The 22,282-nt window shown below is 62.2% G+C and carries 20 protein-coding genes and 4 tRNA genes; 10 read left to right on the top strand and 14 right to left on the bottom strand.

What is annotated here, in order from left to right:
- Window positions 1-5: 5 nt before the first annotated feature.
- The gene (locus tag AT395_RS15700; RefSeq protein WP_109468909.1) at window positions 6-590 is read right to left on the bottom strand and encodes a hypothetical protein; all 585 of its coding nucleotides are present in this window, start codon (window positions 588-590) and stop codon (window positions 6-8) included.
- A gap of 142 nt (window positions 591-732) precedes the next feature.
- Between AT395_RS15700 and AT395_RS15695 the strand changes: the two genes are divergently transcribed.
- From AT395_RS15695 to AT395_RS15665, 7 genes are all read left to right on the top strand, one after another.
- Window positions 733-2,007 carry a branched-chain amino acid ABC transporter substrate-binding protein gene (locus AT395_RS15695; protein WP_042116518.1) on the top strand — a complete coding sequence of 425 codons (1,275 nt, stop codon included), beginning with the start codon at window positions 733-735 and terminating at the stop codon, window positions 2,005-2,007.
- A gap of 288 nt (window positions 2,008-2,295) precedes the next feature.
- Window positions 2,296-2,565, top strand: coding sequence for a 30S ribosomal protein S15 (gene rpsO / locus AT395_RS15690; protein WP_010806083.1), 270 nt, complete (start codon window positions 2,296-2,298; stop codon window positions 2,563-2,565).
- Between the two features lie 305 nt (window positions 2,566-2,870).
- Complete coding sequence (pnp, locus tag AT395_RS15685) at window positions 2,871-5,027, top strand: polyribonucleotide nucleotidyltransferase (protein ID WP_048629718.1); 2,157 nt, start codon at window positions 2,871-2,873, stop codon at window positions 5,025-5,027.
- 185 nt (window positions 5,028-5,212) lie between these two features.
- Window positions 5,213-5,288, top strand: a tRNA-Ala gene (locus AT395_RS15680).
- A 164-nt stretch (window positions 5,289-5,452) separates the two neighbouring features.
- Window positions 5,453-5,528 (top strand) — tRNA-Glu (locus AT395_RS15675).
- A 97-nt stretch (window positions 5,529-5,625) separates the two neighbouring features.
- A tRNA-Asp gene (locus AT395_RS15670) sits at window positions 5,626-5,702 on the top strand.
- A gap of 99 nt (window positions 5,703-5,801) precedes the next feature.
- Window positions 5,802-5,878: transfer RNA gene (locus AT395_RS15665), tRNA-Asp, on the top strand.
- A gap of 249 nt (window positions 5,879-6,127) precedes the next feature.
- On the opposite strand, the gene gudD is transcribed toward AT395_RS15665, so the two are convergent.
- Window positions 6,128-7,456, bottom strand: coding sequence for a glucarate dehydratase (gene gudD / locus AT395_RS15660; protein ID WP_048629717.1), 1,329 nt, complete (start codon window positions 7,454-7,456; stop codon window positions 6,128-6,130).
- A gap of 407 nt (window positions 7,457-7,863) precedes the next feature.
- Window positions 7,864-8,778, bottom strand: coding sequence for a LysR substrate-binding domain-containing protein (locus tag AT395_RS15655; RefSeq protein ID WP_048629716.1), 915 nt, complete (start codon window positions 8,776-8,778; stop codon window positions 7,864-7,866).
- A 184-nt stretch (window positions 8,779-8,962) separates the two neighbouring features.
- On the opposite strand from AT395_RS15655, the gene AT395_RS15650 reads away from it, so the two are divergent.
- Window positions 8,963-9,529 (top strand): hypothetical protein, encoded by a 567-nt coding sequence (locus AT395_RS15650; RefSeq protein ID WP_224787450.1) that lies wholly within the window; start codon window positions 8,963-8,965, stop codon window positions 9,527-9,529.
- A 26-nt stretch (window positions 9,530-9,555) separates the two neighbouring features.
- On the opposite strand, the gene AT395_RS15645 is transcribed toward AT395_RS15650, so the two are convergent.
- The 7 genes from AT395_RS15645 to AT395_RS15615 all read right to left on the bottom strand — a co-directional run bounded on the left by AT395_RS15645 (window position 9,556) and on the right by AT395_RS15615 (window position 17,075).
- A complete protein-coding gene (locus AT395_RS15645; RefSeq protein WP_042116513.1) occupies window positions 9,556-10,920 on the bottom strand; it encodes an MATE family efflux transporter in 1,365 nt (454 codons plus the stop codon).
- Between the two features lie 12 nt (window positions 10,921-10,932).
- A complete protein-coding gene (locus AT395_RS15640; RefSeq protein ID WP_042116511.1) occupies window positions 10,933-12,663 on the bottom strand; it encodes an ArnT family glycosyltransferase in 1,731 nt (576 codons plus the stop codon).
- A gap of 306 nt (window positions 12,664-12,969) precedes the next feature.
- On the bottom strand, window positions 12,970-13,236 hold the full coding sequence (locus tag AT395_RS15635) for a type B 50S ribosomal protein L31 (protein WP_042116510.1): 267 nt from the start codon (window positions 13,234-13,236) through the stop codon (window positions 12,970-12,972).
- 186 nt (window positions 13,237-13,422) lie between these two features.
- Window positions 13,423-14,274, bottom strand: a complete 852-nt coding sequence (locus AT395_RS15630; RefSeq protein ID WP_042116508.1) for a M90 family metallopeptidase — start codon at window positions 14,272-14,274, stop codon at window positions 13,423-13,425.
- A gap of 96 nt (window positions 14,275-14,370) precedes the next feature.
- Window positions 14,371-15,948 (bottom strand): MFS transporter, encoded by a 1,578-nt coding sequence (locus tag AT395_RS15625; RefSeq protein WP_048629715.1) that lies wholly within the window; start codon window positions 15,946-15,948, stop codon window positions 14,371-14,373.
- Window positions 15,949-15,983: 35 nt separating this feature from the next.
- Entirely contained in the window at window positions 15,984-16,505 is a 522-nt protein-coding gene (locus AT395_RS15620; RefSeq protein WP_042116507.1) for a MerR family transcriptional regulator, read from the bottom strand.
- Window positions 16,506-16,694: 189 nt separating this feature from the next.
- On the bottom strand, window positions 16,695-17,075 hold the full coding sequence (locus AT395_RS15615; protein WP_042116506.1) for a hypothetical protein: 381 nt from the start codon (window positions 17,073-17,075) through the stop codon (window positions 16,695-16,697).
- Between the two features lie 54 nt (window positions 17,076-17,129).
- Here AT395_RS15615 and AT395_RS15610 point away from each other — a divergent pair, with 54 nt between their 5' ends.
- Entirely contained in the window at window positions 17,130-17,561 is a 432-nt protein-coding gene (locus AT395_RS15610) for a hypothetical protein (RefSeq protein ID WP_048629714.1), read from the top strand.
- A gap of 158 nt (window positions 17,562-17,719) precedes the next feature.
- Here the strand turns inward: AT395_RS15610 and AT395_RS15605 are convergent, their stop codons facing one another.
- The 3 genes from AT395_RS15605 to wrbA form a co-directional block, all read right to left on the bottom strand.
- The gene (locus AT395_RS15605) at window positions 17,720-19,141 is read right to left on the bottom strand and encodes an FAD-binding oxidoreductase (protein WP_048629713.1); all 1,422 of its coding nucleotides are present in this window, start codon (window positions 19,139-19,141) and stop codon (window positions 17,720-17,722) included.
- Window positions 19,142-19,192: 51 nt separating this feature from the next.
- Window positions 19,193-19,576, bottom strand: a complete 384-nt coding sequence (locus AT395_RS15600) for a DUF2069 domain-containing protein (protein WP_048629721.1) — start codon at window positions 19,574-19,576, stop codon at window positions 19,193-19,195.
- A gap of 170 nt (window positions 19,577-19,746) precedes the next feature.
- The gene (gene wrbA / locus AT395_RS15595; protein WP_042116502.1) at window positions 19,747-20,334 is read right to left on the bottom strand and encodes an NAD(P)H:quinone oxidoreductase; all 588 of its coding nucleotides are present in this window, start codon (window positions 20,332-20,334) and stop codon (window positions 19,747-19,749) included.
- Between the two features lie 157 nt (window positions 20,335-20,491).
- Between wrbA and AT395_RS15590 the strand changes: the two genes are divergently transcribed.
- Complete coding sequence (locus AT395_RS15590) at window positions 20,492-21,967, top strand: YihY family inner membrane protein (protein ID WP_231606166.1); 1,476 nt, start codon at window positions 20,492-20,494, stop codon at window positions 21,965-21,967.
- Here AT395_RS15590 and AT395_RS15585 read toward each other — a convergent pair.
- Window positions 21,957-22,280, bottom strand: a complete 324-nt coding sequence (locus tag AT395_RS15585) for an Mpo1-like protein (protein ID WP_048629712.1) — start codon at window positions 22,278-22,280, stop codon at window positions 21,957-21,959. The genes AT395_RS15590 and AT395_RS15585 overlap by 11 nt on opposite strands.
- Window positions 22,281-22,282: the final 2 nt, after the last annotated feature.

Below are 22,282 nucleotides of genomic sequence, written 5' to 3'. Positions count from 1 at the left end.
CCTCGTCAGAACAGATTGTTGTCGCGTTTCTCGTGCAGCGGATCGGGACTGATCTGGGTGGTCTTGAGCACACCGTCCGGGTCGAAATAGAAGTTCATCATCGAGAACCAGACGTCGTCCTGCTTGAAGCGGTACGTCCACACCTCACGCTTCATGAGCGGAAAGTACGACGTCTCGACCGGTTCGCCGAAGTGATGCAGCACGTCGGTTTTCGTCCACTTGTCGATTTCGACCTTGTTGAACTCCTGTGTCGAGAGCACTTGCGTGGTGCCCAGCAGACGGCCCTGAGCGTCGAAGTCCGCCGCGATCGTCTCTTCGCCAAAGGGCTTGGTCGGATACAGCCAGCGGGTAACGCCGGGGGCAAGCGGGTAGACCTCTTTCGGCTTGCCTAATTGCGCCTGCACCTCCGCTTGCGACGCGTTCGATGGCAGTTGTTGCCACGGCGGAGTGAAACAGGCACTCAGCGACAGGGTAAGGGCGCCTGCCGTGAGCCATCGCAATGCGGCGGCTGCGGCGCGACGCGACGTTCGGGGGGGCGTGCTGGAACACGCGGAAGCGATGCCCGCGCGTGCCCGGGTCGGAGACTTCATGGATGGCCTCGCGTCAGTGGAAAAACGCCGCAGAGCGGCATGCCGATAGCATACCGCCGTGTGCCTCATCGTGGGGCATTCCAGCTTGCCGCGTGGGGGCCGGGACGTTATGATTCGCGCCGAGACAGTCAATGGGGCCCCGATGAAAGTTCAAGTCTTGCTGGCGCGCTCATGCGCAGTGTTGTGCGCTGTCGGCCTGTTGGCAGCGGCCGGTCTTGCCCATGCGGCGCCGCCGATCCGCCTCGCGCTCATCGAAGGGATGAGCGGGCCTTTCGGCAATGCCGGCGCCATGGTCGAGCGCAATTTGCGTTTCGCTATCGACCGCGTCAATGCGCGAGGCGGGGTGAAGTTGCGCGACGGCGCTCATCCTCTTGAGTTGACGGTGTTCGACAGCAAGGGTGCCGTCGAAGATAGCTTGGTGCAGCTCAAGGCCGCCGGCGATCTCGGTATTCCGTTTGTTTTGCAGGGTAATAGCTCGGCGGTCGCGTCGGCGCTGATCGATGCAATCAACAAGCGAAACGCCCGCGAGCCGGGGCAGCGCATGCTGTTCTTCAATTACTCGGCCGTCGACACGGCGTTGACCAACGAGCAGTGCAGCTTCTGGCATTTCGCGTTCGATGCCAATGCCGCCATGCGCATGCAGGCGCTGACCGAAGCGATCAAGGACGACGCGAGTATCCGGAAGGTCTACCTGCTCAATCAGGATTACAGCTTCGGCCGTCAGGTCGCGGCGTTGGCCCGTCAGATGATCGGCGCAAAGCGTCCGGATATTCAGATTGTGGGCGAGCAGTTCAGCCCGGTCGGACGCGTGAAGGATTTCACGCCCTATCTCGCACGGATTCGCGCGGCAGGCGCCGATACGGTAGTGACGGGCAGTTGGGGCAACGATCTGACGTTGCTCGTAAAGGCGGCGCGAGAGCAGGGGATGGAACTCAAGTTCTACACGTTCTACGGCAATGCGCTGGGGGCGCCGGCGGCATTGGGCGAGGCGGGCGTGGGGCGTGTGTACGCCGTGGCTGAGTGGCACCCGAACGTGGGCGGCGAGGCGTCGGATGCCTTCTACAAGGCATTTCGTGCGCGCTATCCCGAGGCGCGCGACGACTATGCGCTGCTGCGTATGAGTGTGATGATCGACATGATTGCCGCCGCGCTGGAGCAGGCGGGCACGACCGACGTGACGACGGTGGCGCGCGCGCTCGAGAATCGCCGGGTTCGCGAGGCGCCGGCCGACGCCTGGATTCGCGCTAACGACCATCAGATGATCGAGCCGCTGTATGTCTCGGTCATGCGCCGTGCCGGAGAGCCCGGCGTGAAATTCGACAACGAAGGCTCGGGCTTCGGGTTCAAGACGGTGATGGAGTTGCCCGCGAGCAAGGTGGCGCTGCCCAGCACTTGCCGGATGGCTCGCCAGCGTTGAACCGGCGGCGCGGGGAGCGACGACCGAAGGGAGTGATTTGTCCCGATTTATCGGATAATTCGTCGAAATTTCGGCGATTGTTCCGCGAATACCTTGGTTTTCGACGTCCGAATCCGGCGTTCAGGCCCGTCCGAAGCGGCGAAGCGTGGAAAAATGTAGCGTCAGAATGGCAACTCCCGTATAATCGCGCACTTGCAGTTTTGTTTATGTGCGGCAATGCCGCGCATGTTTTTGTAAGTTCACGGCACGGCCTTTCTTCCGTGACCGCATGTCTCCAAAGGAAATGAAATGACTGTTGAAACCACCAAGAAGTCGGACGTCGTGGCGCAATTCGCCCGCGCCGCCAACGACACCGGATCGCCCGAAGTGCAAGTTGCGCTGCTGACCACGCGCATCAACGAACTGACGCCGCACTTCAAGGCACACATGAAGGATCACCACAGCCGCCGCGGTCTGCTGCGCATGGTGAGCCGTCGTCGTAAGCTGCTCGATTACCTCAAGGGCAAGGATGCGGATCGTTACCGCGCCCTGATCGAGAAGCTGGGTCTGCGTAAGTAAGCGATTACGATTACGACGAGATGCCTGTATCAGCGTGCTGATGCAGGCATTTTGTTTTTGGGCATTGCCTGATGGATGTCGCGAGGATATCCATCGGGTCATCAAAACCTGGCCGTTGTGCCGGGTTCCCGGTTTACGGGGCCTCGTCGGCAAGCAGGGCTTGTGTCATTCCAGGGTCGCCTCTGACACGCACGGCAACGCGCCGAGCTACGCTGGAATGGCATAACACTCCCCCCTGTAAGGCGTCGGGATCACCCCGGCAGCGATATCGCGCCGCTGCTGCATTCGCGCGATTCGATATAGGAGTGCAAATGTTCAATAAAGTCGTGAAGTCTTTCCAATGGGGACAAAACACGGTTCGCATGGAGACCGGTGAGATTGCCCGTCAGGCATCCGGTGCTGTGCTCGTCGACATGGACGATACCGTCGTGCTCGCCACGGTCGTGGGCGCCAAGAAGGCCAAGGCAGGTCAGGATTTCTTCCCGCTGACCGTCGACTATCTGGAAAAGACTTACGCCGCCGGCAAGATCCCGGGTGGCTTCTTCAAGCGTGAAGGCCGTCCGTCGGAAAACGAAACGCTGACGTCGCGCCTGATCGATCGTCCGATCCGCCCGCTGTTCCCGGAAGGCTTCTACAACGAAGTCCAGGTCGTGGTGCAGGTTGTCTCGCTGAATCCGGAAGTGCCGGCCGACATTCCGGCGCTGATCGGCGCTTCGGCCGCGCTGGCTATCTCGGGCCTGCCGTTCAACGGCCCGGTCGGCGCCGCACGCGTGGCTTACATCGACAGCCAGTACGTGCTCAACCCGTCGCGCGAACAGATCGCCAAGTCGAAGCTCGACCTGGTCGTCGCCGGTACGGAACAAGCCGTGCTGATGGTGGAATCGGAAGCGCAGGAACTGCCGGAAGACGTGATGCTGGGCGCTGTGGTGTTCGGTCACGAGCAAATGCAAACGGCGATCAACGCTATTCACGACCTCGTGCGTGATGGCGGCAAGGCCGAGTGGGAGTGGGCGCCGGCTGCCAAGAACGAAGCGCTGATTGCACAAGTGACCGAGCTGGCCGAAGGCCCGCTGCGCGCCGCTTACCAGACGCGTGAAAAGCAAGCCCGTACGCAACAACTGCGCGCTGTGAGCAGCGACGTGATCGCCAAGCTGGCCGAGGCCGCGACCGCCAAGGGCGAAGCTGCCCCGGACGAGATCGAAGTGGGCAACATTCTGTTCGATCTGGAAGCCAAGATCGTGCGTAGCCAGATTCTGGCGGGCGAGCCGCGTATCGACGGCCGCGACACGCGCACCGTGCGTCCGATCTCGATCCGCACTGGCGTTCTGCCGCGTGCCCACGGTTCGGCGCTGTTCACCCGCGGCGAAACACAGGCGCTCGTGGTGGCCACGCTGGGCACCAAGAGCGATGAGCAGATCATCGACGCGCTGCAAGGCGAGTACCGTGATCGCTTCATGCTGCACTACAACTTCCCGCCGTTCTCCACGGGCGAAACGGGGCGCGTGGGTTCGCCCAAGCGTCGCGAAATCGGTCACGGCCGTCTGGCCAAGCGTGCTCTCGTGGCGTGCCTGCCGGGCGCTGACGATTTCGGCTACACCGTGCGTGTGGTGTCGGAAATCACCGAGTCGAACGGTTCGTCGTCGATGGCATCGGTGTGCGGCGGTAGCCTCGCCATGATGGACGCCGGTGTGCCGATGACCTCGCCGGTCGCCGGTATCGCAATGGGCCTGATCCTCGACGGCAACAAATTCGCCGTGCTGACCGATATTCTCGGCGACGAAGATCACCTGGGCGACATGGACTTCAAGGTGGCCGGCACGTCGAATGGCGTGACCGCACTCCAGATGGACATCAAGATCCAGGGCATCACGAAGGAAATCATGCAGGTCGCACTGGCGCAAGCCAAGGAAGGCCGTCTGCATATTCTCGCCAAGATGACGGAAGCCCAGTCGGGCGTGCGTACCGAGTTGTCGGAATTCGCGCCGCGCATGGTCACCATCAAGATCAACCCGGAAAAGATCCGTGACGTGATCGGCAAGGGTGGCTCGGTGATCCGCGCACTGACGGAAGAGACCGGCACGAGCATCGACATCTCGGACGACGGCGTGGTGACGATTGCCAGCCCGAGCGCCGAAGGCATTGCCGAAGCGAAGCGTCGCATCGAGCTGATCACCGTGGAAGTCGAAGTCGGTCAGGTGTACGACGGCACCGTGCTGAAGCTCCTCGAGTTCGGCGCGATTGTGTCGGTGCTGCCGGGCAAGGACGGTTTGCTGCACATTTCCGAAATTGCCAACGAGCGTATCAAGGACATCAACGAGTACCTGAAGGAAGGTCAGCCGGTGCGCGTGAAGGTGATCCAGCAGGACGACAAGGGCCGTCTGCGCCTGTCGCACAAGGCACTCACCGACGAAGAAAAGCAGGGTGGCCCGGCGCTGGTCAAGCGCGAAGGCGAAGCCCAGTAATTCCGGTGTTGGCATGATGCCCGGTGGCGCGGTTTGTGTGTGCCGCTAAGCCAGGGAAGAACGGCGACTCTTTTGGGTCGCCGTTTTTTCATCCATCGCACGGATCGGCAAAATAATGCGGAAAAAATGCGAGATGGGTATTTACAGGAAATGGGTTTGTCATTAGAATCTCATTTCTCTGTTCGGGGGGTATAGCTCAGCTGGGAGAGCGCTTGCATGGCATGCAAGAGGTCAGCGGTTCGATCCCGCTTACCTCCACCACGGATTCAGAAGCTTGATTTTCAGGCTGCGTCGGAAGAGCAAGATTCTTGCAAAAACGATGCAAAAAACTTGAAAATAAAGCTTCACAAGCGAAGAAATGTTGTTTAGAATAGCGTTCTTCGCGAAATGCAGTAAAGCGAAACAGACAAAGTTTTGACGATTTTGTCCCCTTCGTCTAGAGGCCTAGGACATCACCCTTTCACGGTGAGTACAGGGGTTCGAATCCCCTAGGGGACGCCAGAATTGGTGCCGGTAGCGAGTCGGTATCAGTTTGAAAATGCCAGCAGTTTGTGGCGTAAAGCCCGCTGAAAGTATGGCGGGTTTTTTTGTCGGTTTTGGAGCGGTAGTTCAGTTGGTTAGAATACCGGCCTGTCACGCCGGGGGTCGCGGGTTCGAGCCCCGTCCGCTCCGCCAAAACCTACGAAGTTCGGTAATCTGCGCGTGAAAACGCGGCAATGCCGGACAACTAGCAGGAAAGCAAAGTGAGTCACTTCACAATGCTGTAGCAAGTTTGGAGCGGTAGTTCAGTTGGTTAGAATACCGGCCTGTCACGCCGGGGGTCGCGGGTTCGAGCCCCGTCCGCTCCGCCAAACGAAGAAAGCCCAGGCTGATGCCTGGGCTTTTTTTATTTCCGGACGCTGATTTCGCTCTTATTTCGATGCCTTGCAACGAGGCTTTCAGGGGGCTTCGGCGTCACAATTTCCCCAAATGATCTTGTCTCAACCCCGTGTGCGGATTTTTCGCGTGATATTGAAAAAATCTGAAAATTAGGCGCATTTCAATCTGACGGCGACAGAGCGAGGCGGATTTTCGTGCCGCGACGCTCCGAATCGCTTCTTTCAGCGCACGAGGCAGGGTCGCTTCGGATCGAATTTCCAGTCTCGAACGAGGTATTGCATGGCGACGCTGTCGTCGCGTGCGCCAAGTCCATGCTCCAGATACAGGGCATGGGCGGCTTCCACGGCGTTCATGTCCAGCGTGATACCGAGGCCCGGTGAGGTCGGCACCTGAACGTTGCCGCCGACGATTTGCAGAGGATTCTTCGTAAGGTACTGACCGTCCTGCCAGATCCAGTGCGTGTCGATTGCCGTGATCTTGCCGGGTGCCGCTGCGGCCACATGCGTGAACATCGCCAGCGAGACATCAAAGTGATTGTTCGAGTGCGATCCCCATGTGAGACCCCACTCGTGACACATCTGCGCCACGCGCACCGACCCTTGCATCGTCCAGAAGTGCGGATCGGCCAAAGGAATGTCGACGGATTGCAATTGAATCGCGTGACCCATCTGGCGCCAGTCGGTCGCAATCATGTTGGTGGCTGTCGGCAATCCTGTGGCGCGACGGAACTCCGCCATGACTTCACGGCCCGAATACCCATTCTCGGCACCACACGGATCTTCCGCGTAAGCGAGCACGCCATGCTTGTCGCGGCATAACCGTATTGCCTCGGCAAGCGACCATGCGCCGTTCGGATCGAGCGTGACGCGCGCCTGAGGAAAGCGCTTGGCGAGTGCCGTGACCGCCTCGATCTCGGCATTGCCATTCAGCACTCCCCCTTTGAGTTTGAAGTCCTGGAAACCGTAGCGAGCGTGTGCGGCCTCTGCCAGACGTACGATGGCTTCGGGCGTCATGGCAACTTCGGTGCGTACGCGCTCCCAATCGTCGCGCGCCGCATGGTTGTCCGCATAGGGTAGGTCGGTGGCGTGACGATCGCCGATGAAAAACAAGTAGCCGAGCATGGCGACTTCGCGACGCTGCTGGCCCTCGCCTAGTAATGCTGCGACCGGCACCTCGAGATGTTGGCCCAGCAAGTCGAGCAATGCCGCTTCGAGTGCAGTCACCGCATGAATCGTCGTGCGCAGGTCGAATGTCTGCAATCCACGCCCACCAGAGTCGCGATCGGCGAAGGCGCGCCGTGTCTGGCCGAGCACCGCCTGAATGTTCGCGACCGACTGGCCCACCACATACGGGCGCGCGTCTTCGAGTGTCTGGCGGATAGCTTCACCGCCGGGCACCTCGCCAACGCCCGTATGGCCGGCGCTGTCCTGAAGGATGATCAGGTTGCGCGTGAAGAAGGGGCCGTGCGCACCGCTCAGGTTCAGCAGCATGCTGTCGCGGCCAGCGACGGGGATAACGCGCAGTTCGGTGACGATGGGGGTTCGGCTCATGGCAGGTGGACGTTGATCAGACCAAAAATGAGGAGTGTCGCAACACACGATTCGTTGTATGTCGTCAGACAACATTCTATGGAAAGTTCCTCGGAATGCCTTTGCGGGTTTACCCGTTTTTATGAGAAGCCCTAGAATCTCAAGCTTTGAGTGATATCTACCGACAGAGGGTGTGATAGGGCGCTATTGATGCTGCGTTGTCGTACAACGAAGGTTCGGGCGAAGGCGACCAAACGGCCGCTCTCGTCGGCATTGAGCGATGCCGTGTGTCACGCAAGTGGCGAGGGGGCCGTGTCTGAGCATGGGAGCGCTCGCACGAGCGTACGCGGGCGACCCTTGAATGGGGGGGGCTTTCGGGCCTATGCCGGATGTCGCGTTTGCTTGCGTCCGCTGGCGGCGCAGGCGAGTTACGCCGCCAGCGCTGGACGGTCTTGCGGATCGACGCTGCATTGAAGCCAGTCAATGAACGTTGCGAGGTGAGGCTCGCTATCCGTCTCCCGGCAAAGGGTGTGGTAGGGAGGCCCCTCGAGAGTGACGGTGTCGTCGAACAGTGCGACGAGCTGTCCATTGTCGAGGTCGTCACGCACGACGCCGCGCGGAGCGAGACAAATACCCAGGCCGCTGACCGCCGCGCGCAGCGATAGCAGGAACTCTTCGAAAAACGCGCCGCGCAGCGTTTCGCTGACGGCGACTCCGGCACGGTGAAACCAGTACTGCCACGCCTGCGGCATCCCCGCGTAATGCAGCAAGGGGGCGCCGAGCAAGTCGGCCGGTTCGCGCAGCGTGGCTAGCATGGGGTGCGTGGGGGCGCACACCGCCACGGCTTCGTTACGCATCAACGGACGGCTCACGAAGCCGCGCCGTCGTAACTCCGGCGTATAGCGCCGGATCACGACATCGCTCGTATCGTCCAGGTGAATGACGTTGGTGTCGGGTGTCGCGACAACCTCGATGGGGATGTCGGGATACTGCGCCCGAAAGCGGGGAAGTTGCGGGAGTAACCAGGCGTGCAGAAATGACGTCGATGCATTTACGCGCAACGGTGTGGTGGCGGTCATGTTCAACATCTGCTCGGTCGCCTCGGTGAGTCGACCCAGACATGCGCAAACGTCGGTCCAGTAATGGCGTCCGCGAACTGTGAGGCGAATCGTCCGGCCGTCGCGTTCGAAGAGTTTTTGTCCCAGGAAGTCTTCGAGCACACGGATTTGTTGTGCGACGGCGCTTTGCGTCACGTTCAGGGCTTCCGCAGCCAGCGTCAGACTGTTCAGGCGACCGGCGGCTTCGAAGCTGCGCAGGGCATTGAGCGGCGGCAATCGGCGCATGGCAAAACCTTGAAGAACGGCTAATACGTTGGCAAAAATAACTCGTTTGTCGCGGGCGGCGCGGGTTCCTATTATAGGTGCGCACTTTGTCCTTCTGATCGCGCTCGTGCCTATATCCCTTCAGCTCATTCGCCTTTGCACCGCTTCCCCTATCGCTTCGATGCGCGTTCGACGTTCCGTTTGCATGGCGACGGTGAGTGTCTCGATGGCACTCGGCGCGTGTGCCGCCACGCCCTCAAATGAGCGGGAAACCGGCAGTGCCGGACAACTGTTTCGCTATAGCTCGCGGCAAGTGAGTGTCGATCTTACCGACGCGCAACGCGAGACACTGAGATCGCTGCGCGACCGTCGCTTCCCGGGGTCGACATCCATGCAAATGCTCGACGCCATTGCCGCAACCCTTGCCAAGCAGGGGTTTGCGCCGGTGACGGTCGATCGCGACACCGAGATGGTCGAAGCCGAGCGGCACACGGTATTGGTGCCGAAGTGGCGCGAGATACTGCGGGGTGCGTTGAAGTCGCGTGTCGGGGCGTTACCGGGCAAGCCGGATCACGAGCGTCTGGCGGCCATCGTCGCGGTGCGCGCTTCGGGGGAGGGCACGGGGCTGCTCGTGCGAGTGCGGTTCGATCGCACCGTCTGGGACAGTAATGGCGACGCGCGTACGGAGACGGTTCTCGAGCGTGACGTCTACGAGGGCTTCTTCGCAGGCGTTGACAAGTCGCTCAACGGCGAAGCGAAACCCTCGCCATAGCGCGGACAGTGCAGCGATGCCGCAGCTTATACGGTACCGTCGTTACACTTTGCCCGCACCACCCAGCGCAGATAAAGCAGCAAGCCGGCGGCGGCGATCGCGATGCTTGCGGTGTTGGCGAACCAGAAGCCTGCTGCGCCATGCAGCCACGCGGGCGTCAGGCCGCCGACGTTGAAGCCCAGCACATACCCGCCGCCTAGGCCTACGCCCCACAGCGACACGGCATAAATGATGGTCGGCACGACCGCCACCTTCCATGCGCGCAGGACGAACACGGCGTTCACCTGAAGGGCATCGAACAGGTGGTAGAACGCGACGATGGCCAGCAATGGTGTGGCAACCGCGGCCACCTGGGGATCGGACGTATAGGCAGCCAGAATCAGCGGGCGGCAGAACCCCATGAGGGCAGCGAGTATCAGGCCGAGTGTGCCGGCGAACTCCACCCCCCGGCGTCCGACCAGACGTGCCAGCGCAAAGTCCCGCGAGCCGATGGCCTGCGCGGTGAGCGTTGCCGTGGCAATCGCGATCGACATCGGCAGCATGTACATGAGCGCGCCGAGGTTTGCAGCGATCTGATGGCCAGCGAGTGTGACGTCACCCAGACGCGCAATGAAAATCGCCATGAACGAATACGCCGTCACTTCGATCAGGTAACTCAGCCCCATCGGCACGCCGAGCTTGAGCAGCGCACGAATGGCCTGCCAGTGAGGCCAGCAGAATCGAGCGAAGATGCCGAACTCGCGCAGCTTCGCGTGACGTGCCATCAGCACGAGTCCCAGGGCGCACGACACCCAGTTGATGGCAGTCGTGGCGATAGCGCAGCCCGTGCTGCCCAGGGCGGGAATCCCCAGGCGCTCCACGCCGTAAATCAGCGCAAGATTCAGCGGTACTTTCAGTGCCAGACCCGTCAACTGAATCATCATGACGATGCGGGGCTGCGCCACGGCCGTTGAGAGCGACGAGTACACGCGAAAGAGCAGGGCGGCGGGCAGGCCGAACGCGAGAATCTGAAGGTAGTCGCTTGCGCGCGCTTCGAGTTCCGGCGTGGCTTCGGAGAGTTGCAGAATGAACTGCGGATGCGACAGCAGCAGGAAACCCGGCACGGCAAGGAACAAGGCGAGCCAGAACGCCTGACGGACTTCCTCGCCAATGGCTTCACGCTTACCCGCGCCAAACAACTGTGCTGCAATCGGAGAGAGGGCTACGAGGATGCCCATCAGGCCGACATACACGGTGATGTAAATCGACCCGCCGAGCGCGAGCGACGCGAGATCGAACGCCGACGCGCGCCCGACCATGGCCGTATCCATCACCCCGAAGGCGATGACGGCCAACTGGCCGATCAGAACCGGCCAGGCGAGCCCGGCAATGCGTTTGATGTCATGCCACATGGCGTGGGGAGATTAACGCGGACGTGTGGCGCGGCGCCACGGACGCTCTTGCAATACATAAAGGCGGAAGCGCTCGTCGCGGTCTGCCGCACGTCGGCCTTCCCAGAGCTGACGCCATTCGTACGGCGCAAGCGACAGCGGTTCGCTGTAATCCTGGGAATCCTGGCGCAGCAGCACGTCGCAATCGTCGGTGGCCGAACCGAAGCGCATCTTGCCGAAGTACGCGAACGAGGCAAGCTGTGCGTCGCCCACGCGCGCGGTGCGAATGCAGGTGTAGTCCGCAGGCAGATGCGCGGCGATCTGAGCCGCCACATCGCGGTACGTTCTTCCGTAGTTCACGACCGGCAGCCAGAGTGTCATGAGCAGCACCCACATGAGCGTGGTGCCGCCCGATGAGAGCACCACGCTGCGCCACAGCACCTTCGGGCTGCGCGACACGCGCCACGCCACCAGCGCGACCCAGGCGCCGGTCACAAGCAGGGCGCTGAACAGCGTGATCCAACTGAATTCGGGTTGGAAGCCGGGCACCAGACGTCGGAGGTTGCGTGCCGTAGATGCCGGGAAGCCGGTGATGCCGGCCAGCCAGACGATCCAGACAAAGCCTGCCAGCACGGTAAACGACAGGACGGCAAACCAGTCGATGGCATTGACCGTGCCGCGCTTGAGCGTGGGCAGGCCGAACGCGGCGATGATCGATAAAGGCGGCAGGGCAAGCATGAACAACTGGTTGCCTTGCTGCGCTTGCAGCACGATCAGCACAAGAATCGCGATGGTGAACGCCAGGGCGATCGCAATGTGCGGGGCGCGACGCATGCCTCGCCACGAGTACAGCGACCACGCGGCGAGCGGCCACGCGGGCCAGGCGAACAAGGCGAGGTTCTTGGCGATGTAGCTGAGCGAGTGGAGCGTCGGACCGCTGAAGGCGTCTACCCCGATATCTGCCCATTCGCCGAGCCATTGTCGCGCGCCGTCGGCAAATTTGAGGGCGGCAAGCGGCCAGGTACAGGCAACGAGCAGCGTGATCGGCGTAGAGATCAGCAGCAACATGCGCAGGGGCAGGGCGCGACACACGACAGCCGTGGCAACGCCTGCGATCCAGAGCGAAAGGGTCAGCAGCGGCGACGACGCGAGCGCCATGCCGCCCAGCGCGAGACCGAACCACACGGCACCCTGGCGCGGCTTGTCGAGGCTGCGCACGAGACCGTAGATGGCCATGGAAATGAGCGTGAGCTGTCCCACGGCCGACGTTGTTTCGTGCCCGCGTTCCGTCAGCCCGAAGCAGGCGAGCAGAATCAGCAGTGCGCCGTCGGCGAGTGTGCGGCCATAGTCGCGCGGCTCGGGCTCGCCGCCGAAAGCATATTTGAACGGTTGCACTTCCGGGCGGCGGCCAAGCAGGTAGGTGCCGTACCAGATGAAGGTGCAGGTGATGTAGAAGCACAGGCCGGTGACGATGCGTGCGGCATCGGGCGCGTCGAGCCATGAGAAAGTGCGAATGGCGAGCGCACCGAGCCACGACACGAGCGGGCCACTGTCGTAGATGGGTTTCCCGGCGATATTCGGCAGCAGCCAGTCGGACAATTGCCCATGCGCCATCGTCCACATGATGCCGAAACCTGCGGCGTCTTCGTTCTTCCACGGATCGCGACCGAACAACCCCGCCAGCACATAGATGACACAAATGGCGATCAGCAGCGAACGCGGTAGCGCGCTGGTGGCGGAGGCGGTGATGCGAACTCGTTTCATAGGCCGGACGACAAGACCGGCGCATTGGCCGGATCGGGATAACTCAGGGAGCGAGCCGGAACTGGCTCGGGGGTGAAACCTGGGGTGACGCTTGGGCTAACGCTACGGGAACACTTGGGATACCGGAAAAGCCGACAGTATGACAGTAACCGATGCGGTGGCGCAGGCCAGACCTAACAAAAAAGGGCAGCCTGAGCTGCCCCTTTCCGATGCTTCCCAAACGCCGGGGGCTCGCCCCCTGATGTGCTGACCCGACAGCGTCTGCCGGGCCCCGCATCGCGTTGTTTGGCGTGTCGCCGATGAAACTTAGGCGACCTTGCCGCCGGCGCGGTTGCCGAACTTCTGACGGAACTTGTCCACGCGGCCAGCCGTGTCCATGATGCGCTGTTCGCCGGTGTAGAAGTTGTGCGAAGCCGACGACGTTTCGATCTTCACGAGCGGGTAGGTCTTGCCATCCTTCTCGGCCGTTTCCTTGGTGTGGATCGTCGAGCGGGTGATGAATTCGAAGTCGACGCCGGGCGTCATGTCACGGAACAGGACTTCGCGGTAATCCGGGTGGATGCCTTCTTTCATGATGTACCTTGGGGTTAAGTCGGTAGCCAGTCTGCGCGGGAGGACGTTGCCTGGGTTAAATGCCCCGGGAGGCGCCCCGTTGGCCCGCTAACGCCGTCACTGTCATGCGACTGGGAAGGCGTCAACCACTTTCCGGGTGAGTAAAACGCGCATTATGCCATGAAAACAATGACTTTCGCAAAGTTTTCATGGGGTTGCGGCCGTCGCGGGCGGTGTACCGGTGTTGGCTGGGTCATTGCTATCGGGCGGCGCGGCCGGATCTTGCAGGAAATAGCGCGAAAACAACGAGTACAGGGCCGGATATTCGTCGCGGAAAGCCTCCGGAGCCACAAAGAATGCTTCGGCGCAGACGGCGAAAAATTCCGACTCGTGCTCGGTGGCGTATGGGTCGAGCAGCGAGGTCGACGCAAAGGCGTCCCAGCGGTCATCGGGAACGTTGGCAACGTGGTGGCAGAACTCCTCGTAGGCCGGGTCGAAGACGTTGCACCAGACTTCCGGCGTCAGATCGCCATGCAGACGCCGCAGCATGGGCGGCACGCCGTCCGCTTCCCCGCCTTCCATATCGATCTTGTGAACGAACTCGTGGATCACGACGTTGTACGCCAGTACGTCGCTCGCCTGCACGTCTTGCCACGACAGCACCACCGGGCCGCCTTCCCATGCCTCGCCGCTCGCTTCCTGCTCGATGTCGTGCACCACGCCCGCTTCGTCCTGCACGGTCTTGCGAATCAGGAATTCGCCCGGATACAGCACGATGCCGGTCCATCCGCGATACAGCGCGCTTGGCAGATGGAGGATCGGCAGGCAGGCTTGCGCGGCCACCGATACGCACATGGCGTCGGTGAGCGGCAGATCGTGCGCGGTAGAGAAGTGCTTGCTGGCCAGAAAGTCGGTCGCGAGTTCGCGGAGCTTGTTCAGGTCGGCTGCACTTCGCCGCGCGAGAAACGGCAGGGCGCTTACGACCTCATGCCAGAGGGCGTCGTCGATGGCGGGGCGCGGGGCCGAAAGCCGGAGGCGGGCGAGCAAGGTTTTGAGCATGAGGAGCGTAGCCGGAAATTAAACGCCACCGCGAAGGATCGGCGGCGTATTCGTGCAGCCGACACGCAGCCGTCGTGCACCGGTGGCGCATCGATTCTAATTTAGCTGCTTTTGCACTGCCGCAAAGATTGCACCGCACAGCGCCACAATGGCAATGAAGTGAAAGCCGTCGATAAACGACAGGAACGATGCCTGGCGCTGAATCATCTGGGCAATCTGGGCGAGTGCGGCGCCACGGGCTTGCGAGGCGGCCACGCCGGCGTGCGTGAGCGCATTGGCGAGCGAATCGAGCGTTTGCATGAAGATGGGGTTGAACGGATTGGCCACTTCCGTCAGGCGAGTGCGATGAAGGGCTTCCCGATGCTGATCGAACGCCACGATCGTCGATACGGCGAAGGAGCCGGAGAGCTGACGAAGAATGTTCTTCAGCCGATAGCCATGTACAAAGCTCTCGTGATCGAAGGTGCGAAACGTCAGATTGGCGACCGGCAGCACAGTGAAAATGCCAAATACGGCCTTGAGCGCCAGTACCCCGTAGAGCTGTGACTGACCGGCGTCCGGTGGCATGGCCCCGAGCCACAGACTGGTAGCAATCGTCATCACGAAACCGCTGACGATCAGCAACTTTTTGTTGGTGATGAATTTGGCGACGCGGAAATACACCATTAACAGCGCGACGGTGAGCAGGGCCGAATAGCCGAGCAATTTGCCGGTGTGCTCGACCGTGAAACCCAGTCCTTGCTCGAGCATGCGCGGCATCAGATAGCTTTGCGTGTTCGCCAGATAGTAATAGGCCGCATACAACACCAATCCGACCTGAAACTCCTTGCGGCGCAGCGATTGCAGGCGGATGAACGGTGTCGGGTGTTGCCACTGGTGATAGCCGAACCACACAAGGGCGCCCACGCCGGCGACCGTCAGCAGTGGCAGCCACGGTGTTTGCAGCCACAGCGTGTAGCGCATCTCCTGAAGCACGACCTGAAATGCACCCATGGCGAGCGCAAATGCCATGAACGGCGCGAATGGGTAGCTGCCACCGGTTGCGCGGTCGCGCAGGCGGCCGACATCGGGTATCGAAAACCACGCCAGCCCTGCGAGTAATACGGCCGGCGGCGCGGTACACAGAAACAGCGTGCGCCAGGTGTATTCGGACACAAGTAGCCCGCCGATGAGCGGGGCGGCGGCCGACCCGGTAAACAGCAGCAGCGCGAACGTCTGCACGGTCTTGCCGCGACGCTCCGCGGGCACGCTTACCTGTGCGAGGATTCGGCACGAACTCATCCAGCTTCCCGCGCAAAACCCCTGGCACGCCCGGGCGATCACGAGTTGCGTCACGCCTTCGCTGGTTCCGGCAAGCACTGCGCCGCAAGCATAGAGCAGCAACGATGCCGTCAGATACCGGCGGTAACCGATGCGCTCGACGAACCACTGCTGTTTGAGGATAGCGAGGACCGAGGCGATGCCGTAGGCGGTCGTCATCCACACGAACTCTTTAGGCGAGGCGTCGACACCGCCCGACACGTAGACAGCGAAGTAGACGAGCAGCGCGTTCTCGAAAAACTCGAGCCCCGGGATCAGACCGAGCGCGTAGCGGTACGCCTCGACGCGCATCGGCCGCAGCGGGTCGGCGGGCGGAGAAGCATCGGAACCGGTCGGCTGGGCGGCAGATGTCATGACGTGCGGCGGGGCGGGAGTGCGGTGGCGGGGAGTCAGGGGGACGAATGCTTGCGAATTCGCGCGGCGCGCTCTGCCAGCAACTCGTCTGCGGGCACGCCACGAAGGCGCTGCTCGATGTACTGCAGGTCATGCGTGATCTGCGTTTCCAGCTTTTCCGCTTCGCGCAGTTCTCGGCGCACCTGCGCCGTGCGTTCGCGCAAGGTATCGAGCTGCGAATGAAGGGCATCGCGAACGACCTGCAGATCCTCGTCGTTCATGCGTGATTTACCGGCTTCGACCAGGCGCATCGGGCGTTTGAGCATCTCCGTGATCGCCGCGATCGAAAAGCCGAGCGAGCGCATGCGCAGAATGCGGCCGAACGTGGCGAGATCCGCCTTGGTGTACATGCGATAGCGTCCGCCGCTGCGTGCGGGCACAACGAGATTCAATTCCTCGTAGTACTTCAGCGTGCGCGCCGTCACGCCAAGCGCGGCGGCGGCCTGACCGACGGTCAGCAAGTGCGGGTCGTCTGGCGGCGTTTCGGTGGACGACTGGGGAACGAGATCTGCGGGCATACGCTTGCCTCCGATCGGAAGATGAACGGAATGTTAGCACAACCTATACGTGAACGTATAGGTTTGAGTGTTCCGTGACGCGAAACGCGTTGTTGTGGAGACAGAAATGCATCGGCCCGACGGGCGAGAGCGCGTGAGCGTCTGTGCCTGCCGGGCCGATAGCCTTAGCGGTGGGGGGGGAGCGGTGTGTTAGCGCAGCGCCATATTCGGTGCCGTCTCCCAGCGAATGGCGCGAACCCCGGGCGTATCACCGAGTGTGGAGACAAGGTGGACGAGCGCGGCGCGACGGCTGCGCTCGCAACGCAGTACGTAGTCGAGTTCCAGCAGATAGCCCCCTGAGCGCTCGAGGCGGGAGGCCGTCTCCGGTATGAGCTTCTGCGAGTGCAGCGCGTAGCGCACCTTGGCGTCGATGGCATCTGCTTTCGACGCGAGAGTGAGCACGACAAGCCGGTATTGCGGTGAGGCGAGTCCGCCGGTCGCCGAGGCGATGGGGTTCGACGTGCTTGACGCGGGCGTTAGCCGGGCGCGGGCGCGATCGAACAGCGTAGGGATGAGCATGTGCAGCGTCATGGTGTCCTCCTGAATCAAGGGCCTGAGACGGCGGATGCCGGGGCTTGGCGACGCATGGCGATGGGCTTCGCGCAGGCTTCATGGCCCGTGAGGGCGCGCGAAGCGCGTGCGATGCGCAAAACGATGCATGAATTCGACGCAAGCGTCGGCAGGCTTCGCACGCTGTCGGCGGTCGACGAATCGATGCAGCGCCAAACAGATGTGCCAAACGTGCCATTCCGGATGTGCGAACACATCCATCAATCGCTGAACTGCGGTCAGGGGGTGCGAAAAACGGGATCGCCTCGTGAGGTCGCCGTGGCCGTGAGGCCATCGGGAGTCGATGCGATCGATGCACTACCGCTGCGGCATGAAGACCGGCAGCGGCAGTCGGTGACGACTGCGGGTTACCGGGCCAATGCCTCGCCGGACATTGCCGACGCTTGCGTGCTACTAGAGCAACTGCCCACGGAAAACTCCGTCGTTATTGGAAAGCAGACAGTTTAGGGATTTGACGCGTATCTGTAAAGAAAGAGGCGGTATTTCGCGGCGTTTTGTCGCGAAATTGACGACATTTCTTTCGATTTTGATGTGTTTTTGTGATTTTTCAGCGATTTGCGTCGTGGCCTGTCGTTTCGCGGTTGGGGCAAACGACGACCGACGGCTCAGTCGGGGAGCACCTTGCCCGGATTCATCAGGCCGAGCGGGTCGAAAGCGCTTTTCAGCGTACGCATCAAAGCCAGTTCGACCGGCGACTTGTACTTTGCTGACGCGTCGCGCTTGAGTTGTCCGAGGCCGTGCTCCGCACTGATGGTGCCACGATGCGCGTGCACGCTATCGTGGACGGCGGCAGTCACTGTTGATTGGTACTGCGCAAGGAACGCGGCGGGATCGACGCCTTCGGGCGCCATCACGTTGTAGTGCAGATTTCCGTCGCCCAAGTGGCCGAAGGTGACGAGACGCGCGCCCGGCGCCAGGCGCCGGACCATCGGATCGGTGGCGTCGAGAAACGCGGGCACTTGCGAGACCGGCACGGCGATGTCGTGCTTGATATTGAGTCCCGTCGCCGACTGGGCAAGCGGGATGCTCTCTCGTATATGCCAGAGTGCGTTCGACTGGGCGAGGCTGCTCGCGACGACGGCATCTCGCACGATGCCCTGTTCGACGGCGGCGCTCAGCAATCGCTCCAGCAAATCGCGCGCGTGCGCTTCGCTCTCGTTGTCGGAGAGTTCGAGCAGCACCGCCTGTGCATAGTGATGCGCAAACGGATAGCGCTGCTGCGGGAAGACTTGGGCCACGAGCCGGAGGCAAAAGTCGGACATCAACTCGAATCCGGTCAGCAGTGGCCCCGCCATGCTTTGCGCGAGATTGAGCAGGGCGAGCGCGTTTGCCGGAGTGTCCAGTGCGGCGAGCGCCGTCATGCGGGCGACGGGTTGCGCGAACAGTTTTAGCGTTGCGGCAGTAATGAGACCGAGTGTGCCTTCCGCGCCGATGAACAGATCGCGAAGGTCGTAGCCGGTGTTGTCTTTGCGCAGGCCGCGAAGACCGTCCCAAAGCTCGCCTTGCGGTGTGACCACTTCCAGACCGAGGCACAACTCGCGCGCGTTGCCGTAACGCAAGACAGCGGTACCCCCCGCGTTGGTCGCAAGATTGCCGCCGATGGTGCAACTGCCTTCTGCGGCAAGGCTCAGCGGGAACAGCCGCTGCGCCGCGGCTGCTGCCGCTTGTACATTGGCCAGCAGGCAACCGGCTTCGGCGGTCAGTGTCATGTTCTCGGCATCCACCTGACGGATACGGTCGAGACGACGCAGACTGATCACGACCTGACGCCCGCTCGCGTCGGGCGTGGCGCCGCCCGCGAGGCCGGTATTACCCCCTTGCGGCACCATCGACACGCCGTGCGCGACACACAGGCGCACGAGTGCGGCGACCTGCGCGGTATCAGCCGGGCGCAGCACCGCCAGAGCATGCCCCTTATAGCGCTTGCGCTGGTCGACGAGATAGGCGTCGGTGTCGGTGCTCTCGAGTAGCACGTGGTCGCGGCCCAGCAGGTCGCGGCATGCCGTGAGGAATGGAACGTTGTTCATGGCAGAAAGGCTTCGCTCCGGTCGTGCGGTTCGCGGTCGCGTGACGCGTGGCTATCGCGCAGTGGCGGCGCGGGCTTTGGCCGCCCGTTTGAAGGGGCGCAGATAGAAGATCGTGGAGAAGAAAAACACGACAGAGAGCGCCGTCTCGACCCAGGCGAGCGAGGCTGACGCTCCCGTATCCGACATGCCACGCACCACGCCTTCCGCGAGAAACAGCAGGATGAACATGCTCGACCACTGCAACGTGTACAGATTGCCGCGCAGCACGCCACGTAACGGCAGCAGCAGGAGCAACGCCTTGAGAACCAGCCAGGAGCCACCGGGACGCAACGGCGCGAGCCACAACTCCCATGCGACCGACAGCACGATCAACGCCAGCAGACTTGCGATGCTGAGCCGGCGCAACGCTCGCGCGCCGTGAGGTGTGGCAGACATGGCGGAGGTCGCAGATGTCGCAGACGCAGCGCGTGTCCGGGGCGACACGCGCGCCTCGCGGGCATCGGCACCTTGGGGCAGGTCGGGCGGTGTGGCAGTCATGGGCTTGTCTCGTGGGCCGGGGCTACTGCTGAGCGGTGCGCTTCACGCGCTGGGCGTAGCGCAAGCGTTCATTCTGCCAGCTTGGCAGCCGCGCGTGCGAGTCGTGCACCGAGGGCCGACGCCAACTGGCGCTCCTCGGCGGAGAGCGGGTTGCCGTCATGGGCGAAATGCGTGGCGCCGTAGGGCGAGCCGCCGGTGCGAGTGCTCGTGAGCGCCGGCTCCGTGTAAGGCAGGCCCATCAGCAACATGCCGTGATGCAGCAGGGGAATCATCATCGACAGCAGCGTGCTTTCCTGGCCGCCGTGCAGGCTGGCGCTAGACGTGAACACGCACGCCGGTTTCCCGGCCAGAGCCCCCGAGAGCCATTGCGGCGTAGTGCCGTCGAGAAAGTACTTCAATGCAGCGGCCATGTTGCCGAAGCGTGTAGGAGAGCCGAGCGCCAGGCCGGCGCACTCTTCGAGATCTCGCAATTCCACGTAAGGCGGGCCGCTGTCCGGAATGTCCGGCGCGCTGGCTTCGCAAACGGTCGAGACGGCGGGCACGGTGCGCACTCGTGCCTGTGCGCCGGGCACGCTGTCGATGCCCGCGGCAATGCATTGTGCGAGCTGTGCGGTGGTGCCGTGACGGCTGTAGTACAGGACGAGGATTTCGGTCATGAAGTCGAATTGGCTTGGGCTAAGGGCGAAACACGCCCGAGCCTCGGATCTTGAGGTGAAAAGCAAGCGAAAAGTGCGGGTATTATAGGGCGTTCCTATTGGCGTAACGGTTCGCGCGAACGCCTGCCGTGCCATCGATCTCATTCAGGAGCCCGATTTGCTCAAACTGTCCCGCATCAACTGGAACAACGTTCGCCAATTGCTGAGATACGCGCTTGCGCGGGCACAGGACGACCGGATTCCGCAAGTGGCGGGTAGTCTGACGTTCACGTCGATTCTGTCGATCGTGCCACTGTTTGCCGTGACGTTCGCACTCTTCACGGCCTTCCCGATCTTCAACTCGTTTCGCGACGCCTTGCAGGGGTTTCTGCTCGAACACCTGATGCCGGAAAGTGTCAACGCACAGATATTCAATTACCTGAACCAGTTCGCGTCGAAGGCGAAAAGCCTGACGGCGTTTGGCCTGATCGGTTTGCTGGTGACGGCTGTGCTCACGTTGATGACTGTCGAGTCGGCGTTCAACGTGATCTGGCGTGTGCCGCGCGCACGACCGCTTGCGCAGCGCCTGCTTATTTACTGGAGTCTGCTCACGCTCGGCCCGTTGCTGTTCGGGGTGAGCCTGTCGATCAGTTCCTATGTGTTCACGCAGTCGATGTCATTGGTGAGCACATTGCCGCCGGCGGTGGCGTCGCTGCTCAGCCTGATTCCGCTCGCGCTGACCAGCGTGGCCTTCATGCTGATGTATCTGTACATGCCGAATTGCAAGGTCGACTGGCGCGACGCACTGGTCGGCGGGGTGGTGGCGGCGCTGGCGTTCGATCTGACCAAGCGCGGCTTCGGTATGTATATCCGGCAGTTCCCCACGTACACAGCGGTCTACGGCGCCTTTGCGGCGGTGCCCATCTTCCTGCTCTGGATTTATCTATCGTGGCTGGTCGCCTTGCTCGGAGCGACGATAACGTCGGTTCTGCCCGCGTTGCGCCTCGGGCATTTCCAATACCCCCGATTCCCGGGCAGCGATCTGCTCGACGGGCTGACGCTCATCCACCTGCTCAATAGTGATCGGGAGAACAGCGGTAACGGGCGTACGACCGCGCAACTGGCGGGCACCATGCGTACCAGTCTCGATCACGCTAACGATTTGCTCACCCGGCTCGAACGCATGGGGTGGGTCGGCCGGTTGACAATGCAGCCGCCGGCCGAACGTTGGCTGCTGCTCGCGAACCCGCGCACGACCACACTGGCGCCGCTCGTGGCGCAACTCGCGCTGAACGTCGATGAGTTGGCGCGGCAAATGGAGCGCCATGCACTCGATGGCGCCCATGTTGCCGAAATGCTGCGCGAAGGCAAATGGGACGTACCGCTCGCCGATGCACTGCCGCGCGCCGTCACGGCGGACGAGGACGGCGCTGACACCTTGGTCGAGCCGGAGGCAGGGCGTCGGGCGGACCCGGCGGGGCGGCCCGACGAGGGCGGTCCGCGTGGCTTGGAGGGACCGCGGGTGCAGGCGAGGCAGGAGGGACAGGAGGGACGCGAGGGAAACGACGGCCGTGATGGACGTGACGGGCGTGATGGGCGCGATGGCCGCGACGGCCCTGAAGGACGTCAGGGCCGCGAGAGCGCTAGAGCTTGATTCGACCCAGGCAGATATCCCGAAACATCACCCAGTCGCCCATCAGGCTGTAGACGGGGTGGCGGAACGTGGCGGGCCGGTTCTTCTCGAAGAAAAAGTGGCCCACCCACGCGAACGCGTAGCCGCAGACGACAGCCGCGAGCAACCACCATGGGTTGCCAGTCACGGCGAATGTCACCAGGAAGGCGATCACGCCCCACGAGCCGATGAAATGCAGGCGGCGGCAGATCGGATTGCGGTGCTCGCCGAGATAGAACGGATAGAAGTCGGCAAACCGGTGAAATGCCGGTGCGCCATCGCGCGTATCTCGCATGA

The organism is Pandoraea apista (assembly GCF_001465595.2).
GTDB lineage: Bacteria > Pseudomonadota > Gammaproteobacteria > Burkholderiales > Burkholderiaceae > Pandoraea > Pandoraea apista.
The sequence above is the reverse complement of the archived record's forward strand: the minus strand, read 5'-3'. Positions and strand labels throughout refer to the sequence as shown.

Coding starts and splice junctions, on each gene's coding strand:
- AT395_RS15620 (WP_042116507.1), bottom strand. CDS start 16,505: ATGCCCGCAGATCTCGTTCCCCAGTCGTCCACCGAAACGCCGCCAGAC.
- AT395_RS15695 (WP_042116518.1), top strand. CDS start 733: ATGAAAGTTCAAGTCTTGCTGGCGCGCTCATGCGCAGTGTTGTGCGCT.
- AT395_RS15605 (WP_048629713.1), bottom strand. CDS start 19,141: ATGAACAACGTTCCATTCCTCACGGCATGCCGCGACCTGCTGGGCCGC.
- AT395_RS15700 (WP_109468909.1), bottom strand. CDS start 590: ATGAAGTCTCCGACCCGGGCACGCGCGGGCATCGCTTCCGCGTGTTCC.
- AT395_RS15625 (WP_048629715.1), bottom strand. CDS start 15,948: ATGACATCTGCCGCCCAGCCGACCGGTTCCGATGCTTCTCCGCCCGCC.
- AT395_RS15645 (WP_042116513.1), bottom strand. CDS start 10,920: ATGTGGCATGACATCAAACGCATTGCCGGGCTCGCCTGGCCGGTTCTG.
- AT395_RS15655 (WP_048629716.1), bottom strand. CDS start 8,778: ATGCGCCGATTGCCGCCGCTCAATGCCCTGCGCAGCTTCGAAGCCGCC.
- AT395_RS15600 (WP_048629721.1), bottom strand. CDS start 19,576: ATGTCTGCCACACCTCACGGCGCGCGAGCGTTGCGCCGGCTCAGCATC.
- AT395_RS15610 (WP_048629714.1), top strand. CDS start 17,130: ATGGCGATGGGCTTCGCGCAGGCTTCATGGCCCGTGAGGGCGCGCGAA.
- AT395_RS15585 (WP_048629712.1), bottom strand. CDS start 22,280: ATGCGAGATACGCGCGATGGCGCACCGGCATTTCACCGGTTTGCCGAC.
- AT395_RS15650 (WP_224787450.1), top strand. CDS start 8,963: ATGGCGACGGTGAGTGTCTCGATGGCACTCGGCGCGTGTGCCGCCACG.
- AT395_RS15640 (WP_042116511.1), bottom strand. CDS start 12,663: ATGAAACGAGTTCGCATCACCGCCTCCGCCACCAGCGCGCTACCGCGT.
- wrbA (WP_042116502.1), bottom strand. CDS start 20,334: ATGACCGAAATCCTCGTCCTGTACTACAGCCGTCACGGCACCACCGCA.
- gudD (WP_048629717.1), bottom strand. CDS start 7,456: ATGAGCCGAACCCCCATCGTCACCGAACTGCGCGTTATCCCCGTCGCT.
- AT395_RS15630 (WP_042116508.1), bottom strand. CDS start 14,274: ATGCTCAAAACCTTGCTCGCCCGCCTCCGGCTTTCGGCCCCGCGCCCC.
- AT395_RS15615 (WP_042116506.1), bottom strand. CDS start 17,075: ATGACGCTGCACATGCTCATCCCTACGCTGTTCGATCGCGCCCGCGCC.
- AT395_RS15635 (WP_042116510.1), bottom strand. CDS start 13,236: ATGAAAGAAGGCATCCACCCGGATTACCGCGAAGTCCTGTTCCGTGAC.
- rpsO (WP_010806083.1), top strand. CDS start 2,296: ATGACTGTTGAAACCACCAAGAAGTCGGACGTCGTGGCGCAATTCGCC.